General features: G+C 40.4%; 12 protein-coding genes. All 12 read right to left on the bottom strand.

Annotation, left to right across the window (positions count from 1 at the left end; all coding sequences use genetic code 11):
• Positions 1–3 precede the first annotated feature (3 nt).
• Positions 4–1152, bottom strand: coding sequence for an acyl-CoA dehydrogenase family protein (locus ON01_RS06135; protein WP_010530135.1), 1149 nt, complete (start codon positions 1150–1152; stop codon positions 4–6).
• 272 nt (positions 1153–1424) lie between these two features.
• Positions 1425–2339: a ketopantoate reductase family protein gene (locus tag ON01_RS06130; protein WP_010530134.1), complete on the bottom strand. Its 915-nt coding sequence runs from the start codon at positions 2337–2339 to the stop codon at positions 1425–1427.
• 20 nt (positions 2340–2359) lie between these two features.
• Positions 2360–4021, bottom strand: coding sequence for a sigma-54 interaction domain-containing protein (locus ON01_RS06125; RefSeq protein ID WP_010530133.1), 1662 nt, complete (start codon positions 4019–4021; stop codon positions 2360–2362).
• A 31-nt stretch (positions 4022–4052) separates the two neighbouring features.
• Complete coding sequence (locus tag ON01_RS06120) at positions 4053–4823, bottom strand: IclR family transcriptional regulator (protein ID WP_010530132.1); 771 nt, start codon at positions 4821–4823, stop codon at positions 4053–4055.
• A 197-nt stretch (positions 4824–5020) separates the two neighbouring features.
• Positions 5021–6208, bottom strand: a complete 1188-nt coding sequence (locus tag ON01_RS06115; RefSeq protein ID WP_010530131.1) for a thiolase family protein — start codon at positions 6206–6208, stop codon at positions 5021–5023.
• A gap of 1 nt (position 6209) precedes the next feature.
• Positions 6210–7370, bottom strand: a complete 1161-nt coding sequence (locus ON01_RS06110; protein WP_010530130.1) for an acyl-CoA dehydrogenase family protein — start codon at positions 7368–7370, stop codon at positions 6210–6212.
• An 18-nt stretch (positions 7371–7388) separates the two neighbouring features.
• Positions 7389–8171: an enoyl-CoA hydratase/isomerase family protein gene (locus tag ON01_RS06105; protein ID WP_010530129.1), complete on the bottom strand. Its 783-nt coding sequence runs from the start codon at positions 8169–8171 to the stop codon at positions 7389–7391.
• A gap of 14 nt (positions 8172–8185) precedes the next feature.
• Positions 8186–9031, bottom strand: a complete 846-nt coding sequence (locus tag ON01_RS06100; RefSeq protein WP_010530128.1) for a 3-hydroxyacyl-CoA dehydrogenase NAD-binding domain-containing protein — start codon at positions 9029–9031, stop codon at positions 8186–8188.
• Positions 9031–9696 (bottom strand): 3-oxoacid CoA-transferase subunit B, encoded by a 666-nt coding sequence (locus tag ON01_RS06095; RefSeq protein ID WP_040912329.1) that lies wholly within the window; start codon positions 9694–9696, stop codon positions 9031–9033. Before ON01_RS06095 ends, ON01_RS06100 begins: the two co-directional genes overlap by 1 nt.
• Entirely contained in the window at positions 9680–10360 is a 681-nt protein-coding gene (locus tag ON01_RS06090) for a CoA transferase subunit A (RefSeq protein ID WP_010530126.1), read from the bottom strand. The genes ON01_RS06095 and ON01_RS06090 overlap by 17 nt, the downstream gene beginning before the upstream one ends.
• Before the next feature lie 242 nt (positions 10361–10602).
• Positions 10603–11583 (bottom strand): NAD(P)H-dependent flavin oxidoreductase, encoded by a 981-nt coding sequence (locus tag ON01_RS06085; protein ID WP_010530125.1) that lies wholly within the window; start codon positions 11581–11583, stop codon positions 10603–10605.
• 598 nt (positions 11584–12181) lie between these two features.
• The gene (locus ON01_RS06080; RefSeq protein ID WP_010530124.1) at positions 12182–12637 is read right to left on the bottom strand and encodes a PTS sugar transporter subunit IIA; all 456 of its coding nucleotides are present in this window, start codon (positions 12635–12637) and stop codon (positions 12182–12184) included.
• Positions 12638–12918: the final 281 nt, after the last annotated feature.

Raw genomic sequence — 12918 nt, 5'->3', positions numbered from 1 at the left:
ACCTCAATTCTCATCCAATATTTTCCTTGCCACGATCAAACGCTGTATTTCGTTAGTCCCCTCATAGATTTTAGTTATCCGTGCATCCCGATAGAAACGTTCAACAGCATATTCGCCTATGTAGCCAATACCACCATGGATCTGTAATGCTTTATCGGCAACCTTATTGAATACCTCTGAAGCAAACAATTTTGCCATTGAAGCCTCTTTAATCACTTTCTTACCTTCATCGATTTTTTCCGCCGCATTCATAGTCAGGGTACGAGCCGCCTCTGTTTCGGTTGCCATATCGGCAAGCATCCATTGGATGGCTTGATTATTTGCGATTGGTTTCCCGAACTGCACCCTTTCTTTAGCATAGGCAGCGGATAATTCTATCAACTTGTCACAGGACCCTACTGCTCTTGACGCCAAGCCAACTCTCCCTTCTCCTAGAATCTTTAAAGCGTTCATGTAACCCATGCCCACTTCACCAATCACGTTTTCATGTGGTACCACGCAATCTTCAAAAATTAGTTGAGCCGTGGCAGATCCACGCAGTCCCATTTTCTTGTCTTTTTTTCCTATTGTTAGCCCCGGAAAATCCTTTTCCACCAGGAAGGCGGTAATACCGCCTTTTGCCCCTTTTTCTTTATCTGTTAAAGCAAAAACAGTAAATACGTCAGCTACCGGAGCATTGGTGATAAAATGCTTTGTTCCATTAAGAATCCAACTACCACCTTGCCTTTCAGCCTGAGTAGCTAGATTAGTAGCATCAGATCCTGCTCCCGGCTCGGAGAGTGCAAAGGCCCCTATCTTGTTACCCGCAGCCATATCCGAAAGATATTTTTGTTTTAAATGTTCGGAACCCATTTTGACGATTCCTGTGCTCCCGATTCCCGTATGTGCACTTATCAGGGAAACAAAACCATTATGTGTCCTTCCTAATTGTTCCAGTACGGTCGTTTTTCCGACTGCATTTAAACCAATTCCCCCATACTCTTCCGGAATACTTATACCAAAAAGTCCAAGTTCCTTTGCTTTTTCAATCAAATACTGCGGCAGAATATCTTCATCTTCAATCTGTTGGGCGTATAAATCCACGTCTTTGTCCGCAAAGTTTTTTATCATTGTCTTCATTTGTTCCAGTTCATCACTAATTGCCACCGTCATGATTATTCCTCCTTATAAGGGTTTTCATTAATATTAAAAGCAAAAATCATGCCAACCATTTCAAAACAAGACAACGGCGTTAGGAAACGCTTTCATTCATGGGGATAAAAAATTTCAGCTTGTTTATTCATAGTTTAATTATTACGTCTAATAATTCATAATTGAATTAATAATCCACAAAATGACTAATCCGTAACGATTCATTATTGAATCAATCCATTCAATAATGAATCGTTACGCAATAAATAAACCTCACAGACAGGTTAAATAGTTTACTGATTTTTTTCATTCATAAAGGTAAGCAGGTGATAAATTGTTTCTAGTGTTGGGGTAGCCACCCCTAACTTTTGAGCTTTTCTGACGACATATCCACACATGGACTCAACTTCCATTTCCTTGCCCTGTTGACGATCCTGTAACATCGAAGTTTGATGACTTCTTGCCAATTCAGCATTTGAAAAGATGGTCGAAAAAGCCTTCTCCTGATCAACAATCATTCCTGTTGCAGCAGCAGTCGCCAATGCCTCCCTGCATATGTTCTCTGCAGTCTTTCGTAACGGTGATGAATCAAGAATCTCCCCTACCTTTACCTCAACCATCGCAGATAAAGGATTGAAAGTAATATTCCAAAGCAGCTTTTTCCATTTCCGTTCCAGTATATTACTAGAATACTTAGCATCAATACCGGCTGAACGAATCTCTTCTGTCATCATTTTCGCTTTTCCTGAAGCCCTGGACTCCACTTCACCTATAACCAACTTTACTCTTCCCCTCTGGCGTACCTGTCCCGGGGCTTCCATGAATACTTGAACATACGTTGCAGCTGAGAGTAATCGATTAGCCCCGAAAATTCTCTGTAGCTTTTCTTCATTATCTACTCCATTTTGTACTGTTAGCACAGCTGAGCCCTCTTTTAGGATAGGAAGGAGTTGTTTAGCCATTTGTTCTGTATCATTGGATTTAACACAGAATAATATAAGATCCGATTGCGCCAGTCCATATGGATCTTCCGTAAACTCTCCACCAATATGTAAGTTCCCGGACTCTCCTTGGATGGACAACCCCTGTTCGCTCAATTTTTCCAGTTGCTTTCCCCTTGCAAGAAATATGACATCATGGCCACCTTTATGCAATAAAGCGCCAAAGAAACTGCCTACAGCACCTGCTCCAGCTACACCAATTTTCATGGTTTCTCCCCCTTTTTAGATTAGTTGAAATTAATTTTATACTTTTTCATCTTCCGTACAATAGTAGGCTGGCTTGTTTTTAATACTCTTGCTACCTCATACGTATTTTGAAGTTTTTTAACTGCAGATGAAATGATTTCCTTTTCCTTGGCTTCAGTAGCTTCCTTTAGTGAGATAATTTCGTTCGTTTCTTGCTCATTCGGATAATATTCAGGTGGGAGATCTTTCAAAAGAATCTTATCACTTTTTCCCGTTACAGCCATTCTTTCAATAAGATTATAAAGTTCCCGGATATTTCCCGGCCATTCATAGAAAAGCAAGAATTCCTTCAAGTTTTGACCGAATTCTTTTTTCAATTGGTACTTATTGTTCACCTGATTAAGGAATAATCTTACTAAAGGCTGAATATCATCCCTTCTTTCTCTCAAAGGCGGAACATAGAAAGGTATAACTTTCAACCTGTAATACAAATCTTCACGAAAATCTCCTTCAGCCACCATCTTCTCCAGATTCCTGTTGGTGGCAGCAATTATTCTTACGTCGACTTTCTTCGTTTGGAGTCCCCCGACTCTTTGAATCTCACCTTCCTGGAGAACCTGGAGCAATTTAATCTGAAGGTTTATAGGCAGTTCTCCAACTTCATCCATAAACAATATACCTTTATCAGCTACCTCAAACATCCCTGGTTTTCCTTTTTGGCTTGCACCGGTAAACGCTCCTGGTTCATAACCAAATAATTCCGATTCCAGTAAATCCGCGGGTATTGCACCACAGTTGATTTTCAAAAACTCTCCTTCCTTGGAGCGTGCACCTTCTTCATAGATGTATTTTGCCAGTACATCCTTTCCCACTCCGGTTTCTCCTAAAATAAGAACAGTGGCATTTATATCCGCAATCCTTTCTGCCGTTTCATAAATCGCTTTCATTTGACTGCTTTGAGTTACAATTCCATTCAGCTGTACATGCTTTTTTTTCAAATGGGACAGTTCCTTCTTATACCTGTCGTTCAGTTGGTTCAGTTTCGTTAGTTCCTCCTGCAGTTCATTCAGGTCAGACAGGTCTCTGATATTGGTTACGATTTTTTCAACTTCATCTTCCTCATTAAATACAGGAGTTCCTGTTAAAAGTGTTTCTTTTCCCTCGTAATTCTTCTGTACATAAGATACCGTTCTCCCGAATTCCACCACTTTTTTGGTGACGGAATTTTTTAAGATACCTCGGTCTACAAGTTCATCTACATTTTTGTTCAGGTAATACTCCTTTGGTATACCAGTTATTCGTTCGATGGCTGAGTTTGTCTTCCAAGTATCACCTTTATTATTCGTAATATAAATTCCATCATATGAGTTTTCTATCACCGCATCCAAATCCCTATTCAAACTTTCCAGTTCTTTATTCCGCATCCTTAAATCGACCAAAATATCTGTTTCAATACCAATAAAAAGCTGCCCTTGTTTCCCACTGGTCTCGATAAATAGGAAAGACTTTCCCTTATAGACCGCATCCACTAAGTTTGAGCCCGGTATTTTATTCCATACAGAAAAAATATCCGATATTTGTTTACAAGCTTCCATTCCTGCTATAAGCGATAACATCAAGGAGTTAAACGTAACAACCCGACCATCTTCATCCAAAACGATCCCCGGGAATGGAATTATTTCTATGGAATGATTACTTTCCATATCAGCTCCTCCTTTTAGAACCAAGAACCAGTCATCCTTGTAAATCTTGGACATAGCCTAATTCCACAGAAACATGCTCTGCCGACTTTTTAATATTTTCAAGAATGACTTTCTCCCGTTCAGGTGAATAGTCGGTTACCGGTATACTTACCCCAAGCGAGGCGATGACTTTACCACTATAATCCCGGACAGGATAGGAGAATCCCATCGTTTCTTCAAAGCGCTCAGCCTGGCTAATGGAATATCCCCTCTCCCGAATCAGCTTTAGTTCATCCTTTAATTTCTGCTTATCATAAATGGTGTTATCTGTGAATTTTTCCATATCAAGATCCTTCAAGTACTCTTCTATATCATCCGAACCCATAAATGCAAGCAGTAGCTTTGGGGCAGATCCAGCATAAAGCGGTGATCTTCTACCTACTTTTATAACGAGCCTTACGGGTTTGGTACTGTTTAGTTGTTCGACATAGACTGCTTCATCCCCTTCAATCACTGCCAAATATACAAGTTCATTTAATTCATTGTTCAATGTCCTCATATAAGGAAGAGCGATTTTTCTATATTCCAACTGTTCGCTAACTTTATTACCCAGTTCCAAAAATTTGAGACCCATCCTATACTTCACGTCAAGACCCGAGCGTTTGATCTTTACAAGCAATCCGGCCTGCTCCAGTGAAGACACCAGCCGGTAAACGGTCGTCTTCGGCAATCCGGATATCTCGACCAAGTTCATCAAAGACAGGTCCCTATTCCCGTCAAAACAATCCAATATTTTAATAGCCTTCAACAGACTTTGACTCATTTACGATCATTCTCCACCTTAAATATGTCTAGATTAATTCATTGGCTTTCAAATTCATACAGATATCTTTTATTCCAAAATGTGAAATATGCATTCTACTTATATTAACTTTAAATTAAAGTAAAAAGAATCAAAAAATCAATAGATGCTGTGTTTATCTTACAAATGGCTGGCAAATTAAATACCAGCCATTTTTGTCATTCCAGATATTCAATTATACTTGAAATACCTTGACCCCCACCAATGCAAAGTGTGACAAGCCCATATTTTTCTCCTATTCTTTCCATTTCATAAAGCAATTTCGTGGTGATAATTGCACCAGTAGCCCCTATCGGATGTCCCAGTGCAATGGCACCGCCATTTACATTAACCCGATCCAAATCCAGGCCTAATTCCCGGATAACTGCAATCGACTGCGCCGCAAATGCCTCATTTAATTCCACAAGTCCAATATCATCCAATGAGAGGCCACCCTGTTCTAAAACTTTTTTTGTCGATTCCACAGGGCCAATTCCCATTATGTCCGGTGAAACGCCACTTACAGCCTGCGCAATAATTTTCGCTTTTGGCTTCAGACCATAGTAATCTGCCTTTTCCTTATTCATCATTAAAAGCGCAGCCGCCCCATCATTTCGTCCACTAGCATTACCAGGGGTGACGCTCCCACCTTCTTTAAACACGGCCGGAAGTTTTGCCAACTTTTCCGGAGAGGTAAGTCTTGGGTGCTCATCTGTATCAAAAGTGAACGTATTTTTTCGCTCTTTCACTTCATAAGGTACAATTTCATCTTTGAATCTTCCTTCGTTGATTGCTTTATCTGCCAATACTTGACTGCGATGAGCAAACTCATCCTGTTCCTCCCTGGATATACTATACTTCTCAGCAAGATTCTCGGCAGTCAGTCCCATTGTCAAGTCGCCATATACATCTCTTGGCTGTGAACCCGGCTGACTTTCTGTATTTGGGTCCACCAATGCGCCATTTCCGGCATTGTAGCCATAACGTGCATTTCTCAAATAGAAGGGAGCAGTGCTCATGCTTTCGGAACCGCCCGCAATAATAACATCAGAAAACCCAAGTTTGAGTTGCATATCGGCATTATTGATTGCCTGCAAACCTGAACCGCATTGTCTATGCACCGTGTATCCACTGACAGTTTCCGGCAAATCTGCCCGCAATGCTGCAACTCTTGCAACGTTTGAATGGTCCTGATTTTGCTTGGCCTGTCCCAGAATGACTTCATCCACATTCACTTCAGGTCCGAACCGGGTCAACACTTCCCGGATCACTTCCTCTCCCAAGTAATCAGATGTAACATTTTTCAGTGATCCTCCCATTTTCCCGACTGCTGTACGCACAGAGCCTATAATATAGGATTCTTGCATACTATCCTTCCTTTCTTTTCAATTCACGAATTAACTCACCTGAGATAATATTACGCTGAATCTCTGATGTACCTTCATAGATTTTGGTAATACGTGCATCGCGATAATACCGTTCAATTGGATAGTCCTTCATATAACCGATACCACCATGAATCTGAACAGCAAGGTCAGCTATATTATTGTAGACTTCCGAGCCATATAGTTTTGCAATAGCCGCTTCTTTCACGACTCTTTGTTTTTGATCTGTCATCCATGCGACACGATAAGTAAGTGAACGCAAGGTTTCAATTTGCAGGCTGATATCAGCGAGCATATTTTGTACGGTTTGGATTTCCAAGAGCGGCTTTCCGAACTGTTCTCGTTCGTTGGCATAGCTTAAACAATGCTCCAATAGTTTATCGCATGAACCCAGATTCCGTGCGGCGAGACCGGCACGTCCATTTGCTAAAATCTTCAGTGCATTTACATATCCCTGCCCTTCTTCACCAAGCACATTTTCAGTAGGAACTTCCATATCTTCAAAAAACAGTTCAGCAGAATGTGAACCCCGAAGTCCCATTTTCTCTTCAACGTTTCCTAAGGTAAAACCAGGAAAATCCTTCTCAACAATGAATGACGTGATGCCCTTGGCTCCTTTAGAAGAATCTGTAACTGCCATAACAGTAAATACGTTAGCATCAACTGCATTTGTAATGTAATGCTTGGAACCATTAATTATATATTTATCTCCCTTTTTCTCAGCGGTTGTTTTCAGGTTGGCTGCATTCGATCCTGCAGTAGGCTCAGTCAATGCAAAAGCACCAATCCATTCTCCAGTTGCCATTTTCGGCAGGTATTTCTGTTTTTGTTCTTCATTCCCAAGCTCGACAATGCCAGCACTGCCGATACCATTATGCGCACCTATCAGCGTTGTGAATCCATTGTGTGTTTTTCCAAGTTCTTCAAATATAGCTGACTTGCCCACCATATCAAGACCGAGTCCGCCGTATTCTTCTGGGATGCTTAAGCTGAATAACCCCATTTCTTTGGACTGTTTGATTATTTTTTCCGGAATTTCATTATTTTCTTCAATGTCCATTGCAACTGGTTCGACCTCATCTTTTACAAACTTTCGTACGTTTTCACGTAAAAATTCAATTTCCTCTGGTAAATTAAAATCCACTATGATGTCCCTCCTACTTTATCTGTTTTGGAATTTAGCTTTTCGTTTCTCAATAAATGCCTTTGTTCCTTCTTTTTTATCTTCTGTTCCAAAAACAACTGCCTGTGACAGCTTTTCCAGCCACATTGCTGTTCCTTCATCCATATCATATCCCTTATGAACAGCCATTTTCGCAATCTGGATGGCAACAGGACCTTTTTTCAAAATTTCTCCTGCGACCGTTTTTGCTTTATCTATTAAACTTTCCTCCTCCTGAACGAAATAGTTCACTAAACCAATTCGCTCAGCTTCCCGGCCATCAATCATTTTTCCAGTCAATATCATATCCAGTGTTCTGCCTTTTCCAATCATTCTTGCCATACGCTGTGTTCCGCCTGCCCCCGGAATGATTCCTAAGTTCAGTTCCGGAAGGCCGAATTTTGCTTTTTTGGAAGCAATACGTATGTCACAAGCCATCGCCAACTCACAACCGCCACCTAATGCATAGCCGTCAACTAATGCGATCGTAGCCTTGTTTAAGCTTTCAATTTTGTCGTAAAGCGCTTGCATACCAGGTAATAATGCTTCAAGCGGTTGTTTGTCATATAACTGTTTTATATCTGCTCCTGAAGCAAAAGATTTTTCCCCTTCTCCTTTCACCATTACTACTTTTATCGTATCGTCCCTTTCAGCTTCATCGATTGCCTGCCCAATTTCCGACAGCATCGCTGTATCCAGGGCATTACGGGCTCCCGGCCGGTTCAATGTCAACCAGAACATGCCCCCTTCCTTTTTGATACGTACATTTCCTTCCTGGCTCATCTAATTCCTCCTCTTTATGAGTATTTATAAAAGCCGCTACCGCTTTTCTTACCAAGTCTTCCAGCTTTTACATATTTTAATAGGATTGGTGATGGTCGGTACTTTTCACCTAGCGTTTCATGCAAGTATTCCATGTTGCGTAGTCTTGAATCCAACCCGACCAAATCAGCCAATTCCAGTGGTCCCATCGGATGATTTAGCCCAAGCTTCATCGCCTTATCAATATCCTCTGCACTTGCCACCCCCTCCATTAACATGTTCATTGCCTCATTCCCGATGAGACAATTCATTCTTGAAGTAGCAAACCCAGGAAACTCATTTATTTCGACTGCTTCTTTATTTAATCGCTTTGAAACTTCCTTTACTTTTCTAACCGTTTCATCCGATGTATCAAGCCCGCGGATCACCTCAATCAGCTTCATTTTATGAACGGGATTAAAGAAATGCATCGCTACTACTTTGTTGGCTCTACTTGTTTGTGCCCCAATTTCCGTCGGGCTCATTGTTGAAGTATTTGTAGCCAAGATTGCCTCAGGCTTACAAATTTTATCCAGCTGTTGAAAGACCTGAATCTTCAAGTCTATATTTTCCAACACAGCCTCCACTACGATGTCAGAATTCTTGACTGCTGTTTCCAGTTTCGTATCAAATTGAAGGTTATCTTTCGCTTGCTGATAGACTGTTTCTTCTATAAACCCTTTTTTAAAACTGCCCTCCAGCAGTTGTTCAATATCTATTTTCGATTTTTGAAGGATATCTTCTTTTACGTCATTTACGTAAACTTTGAATCCGGAAATGGCAAAAGTATAAGCGATTCCTTTTCCCATCACGCCTGAACCTACGACAGTTACTTGGTTCATTAACAAGTCTCCTTCCCCTCTGATGTAGTGATTTTTTCTTTGAATTCTGTGCCCGTAATTTTTCTCAATTCTCCAATTGAAATATCTGATAATATTTCAACCAACTCTGGGCCATCATATGTAAATTTAAATACAGCATGCTCGGTAACCAGCATATCTGCCTTTCTAGCACCGCTGCTTGGAAAAGTTAATTTATCTATCAGTTTGGGATTTCCATTTTTTGACTGATGAGTCGAGGCCAGAATAATCTTTTTAACACCAGCTACCAAATCCATTGCACCACCAACTCCCAGAATCGTTTTCCCAGGGACAGCCCAATTGGCAATTTCTCCATAATGGCCTACCTGCAGAGCACCTAAAACGGCAACATCCACATGTCCGCCTCGTATCATCGCAAAAGCATCCGAACTGTCAAACAATGACGCGCCTTTATCCATTGTAATCGGTTTCTTTCCAGCACTAATTAAATCCATGTTTATATTCTTTTCGTCTGGCGTAGGGCCGATTCCGAGTAAACCATTCTCAGACTGGAGAAAAACCTGCTTACCTTTTAGGTAGTCGGGAATTAATGTAGGTATTCCAACACCAAGGTTGACAAATGCGCCATCTTCAAGCCCTTCTGCAACTCTTTTGGCTATTTTAATGCGATCAGACTCGCTCAACATAAACACCTCCCTTTTTTACATATTTGTTTTTCACCAGATAATCAACATATATATGAGGCGTCACTATTTCGGAGGGTGGGATTTCATCTACAATTTCATCAGCCTCTGCGATGACAATCTCACTTGCAGTAGCCATGACAGGATTGAAATTCCTTGCCGTGTGGTCATAAATCAAGTTCCCTAATGAATCCGCCTTCAAAGCTTTTATAAGAGATACATCACCTTTTATTGCTTTTTCTAAGAGATATCTTTCACCATCGATAATTTTTTCTTCTTTTCCCTCTGCTATTTTTGTTCCAACTGCCGTTTTCGTGTAAAAACCACCAATTCCGGCACCAGCACTGCGAATTGCCTCAGCAAGTGTCCCTTGGGGGATCAGATCAATTTCTAATTCACCCGCATTCCAAGCCGACACAGCATCTCGATTAGTTGTGAAATAAGTGCCTACTGCCTTTTTTAAGCAACCAGCCAAAAGTAATTTTCCCAGTCCTTTTGCCGGCTCTCCCAAATTATTGCTTACTATAGTCAAATCTTTCTTACCTGATTCAGCAATTTCATCAAGTAAGGTAAGTGGTGTACCTGATAAGCCAAATCCACCGACTAATAAAGTATCTTCGTTATCAATGTATTTAAGGACTTCACTGGGAGTAATTAATTTATTCATTCATACACCTCCTCGATTTAATTCCGTATAACGGAATAATTATTCTGTATTTTGGTTAATTAAATTGTAATGGAAAGATTCTGATAGGTCAAATTAATTTTTAAATTTTTCAATTAGATGTATTAGTTTGAAAACTATTTGATTATGAGTCAATCAAATTGATACAAAATTTAACTGTGCAACAAAAAATGAGACAGAAATGACGAATCATCCCTGCCTCAATAAATGCTTGTTTACTATTCTTATAATCTCGCCTTGCTTTGCTGTTTGCTTATATTCTCCACCGCATCCTCATAGGATTTTTCAAGTTCTCGCACAATCTCTGAGACTGACTGAATTTTTTTTATGCTGCCAACACCTTGACCTGCACCCCAGACGTCTTTCCATGCTTTTAATTCCCCGCTTGACTTGTCAAAGTTAATTTCTTCTTTTTTCTCCAGTTTTTGTGGATCTAATCCGGCATTGATAATGCTTGGAATAAGATAATTTGCTTTCACCCCGCTGAACGCATCCGTATAGATGATATCCTCTATGTTAGCATCAAGAATCATTTCTTTGTAAGCATCCTGCGCGGAACTTTCGATAGCTGGAATAAACCGTGATCCCATATAGACAAAATCTGCCCCAAGAATTTCCGCAGCCAATACATCTTCACCTTTGGACATGCCGCCAGCAAGGATGATCGGGCCGTCCCAAAACTCCCGAACTTCACTTAGAAATGCAAATGGATTCAGCGCACCGCCATGGCCCCCTGCACCGCTTGATACCAAAACAAGTCCATCCGTTCCCTTTTCAATTGCCTTTTTAGCAAACTTGATATTAATAACATCTGAAAAGACAATCCCGCCATATTCATGGGCAATTTTTACAACAGGACTTGGATCCCCCAGTGAAGTGATCACAACAGGAGGCTTATATTTTTTAATCAGCTTAAGATCTTCTTCATACCGTTTATTTGAACGGTGGGTAATAAAATTAATCCCCCATGGTGCTGCCATTTGATCTGGTGAATTATGTTTTAATTGTTCCAATTCCTCGGTGATTTGCACCATCCAGTCTTCCAGAATATCTCCGGTCCGGGCATTTAATGCAGGGAAGGTACCGACTATCCCGGCCTTGCAGGCTTGAATAATCATTTTCGGATTGGATACTAAAAACATCGGCGCCATAATGACAGGCAGTTTCATCGACTGCTTCATTTCAGTAATGACTTCTTTACTCATTAACTTGTATCCCCCTTCAGTGACTTAAATTTTGGTTTTGTCATCGATATCACAAATAATTCATCACCCATATTACCAAGAGACAGCTACTTGACCTGATCGGAAACTTGTAATCAAGCTTTAAAATAGGAAAAGTTAATAACCTTTATTGTCCCCCCTTGCATGTATCTTCTTGATTTAAAGGCATGAGACCCGTTGTCAGCTATTTCCATATTTCCACTTAACATACTCAGAACGTAACGAAACCATTTTCCTGGATAACACCCTAATCGTCCAGTTTTGGCTAAAAGTCATCCTTTCCAGTACATGCTTACCGGACAGTATATTCAGAATATTTAATACTATAATACAAGATTGATGAAATTTTTCAAGTTATATTTTATACAAAACTACACCTATTGACTCTCCGAAAGAAGTACCAAAATACGCGACTAGTATGGCAAAACTAAAAAATTATTGATAAGTACTCTCAAGACCGAAACATGTTATCCTGTTTGAATTCAAGCGGAAGCATCGGAGTATATGTTCCTCCGAGTAAAGAAAAGGCACAATCACCCAGTCCACAAAACGTGGCTGGGCGATTGTGCTTCCAAAAAATTTATCCATCTATATACCATTGAATTAATCGTTTCAGCGAGGATTTCTTCCCATCCCAATCGGCCAGTGCCTGATTGAATTGGTCGTCCTCAAAACAGGTGAACAAATTCCGTATCTGTGTTAAATGTTCACTGGATTCCGGAACTGCCAGCATAAACACAAACGAGACCTTCACCTGTTGATCAGAGTCTCCCATTTGCGCGAAAACAACAGGACGCTTCAGCGGAGCTACCAGGAGCTGGCGCTTGATGACAAATTCCGGGTCTGTATGCGGGATGGCAACGCCATAAGGCTTAGCCGGTAATCCGGTAGGCAATTCCATTTCCCGCTCCATGACTTTTTCCGGAAAATTCTTCTGAGCAATTCCCTGAAATACCAGAAAATCCCCCATATACTTCAGTGCTTCTTTGTCAGTTGATACATCCAGCTTCAAGATTTCAATTTCTGTGTTGTTCATCTGTCTCACCCTTTAACCACGATTTTGGTGGTGCACTGTTTTCACGCAAATAACCTGATCAGATACTATGATTATGATTTATTTTCTCGACATCGACATTTCCGGCAGCGGTACTATCAATTCGATATTGGGAAAAATTACCTCTGTAACTGCATACTAAACATTATACAGTAAAACACAGCTATACACAAACGTACGTTCTTTTTTAATCACTTTTTTAGAATGAAATTGAAAAATACGCCATTGCGCCCTAAAATAAAAGTAATTCATTATAAGTACTT

Origin of the sequence: Lentibacillus jeotgali (assembly GCF_000224785.1) — a bacterium.
GTDB lineage: Bacteria > Bacillota > Bacilli > Bacillales > Amphibacillaceae > Lentibacillus > Lentibacillus jeotgali.
This window is presented reverse-complemented; position numbering and strand designations above follow the sequence as displayed.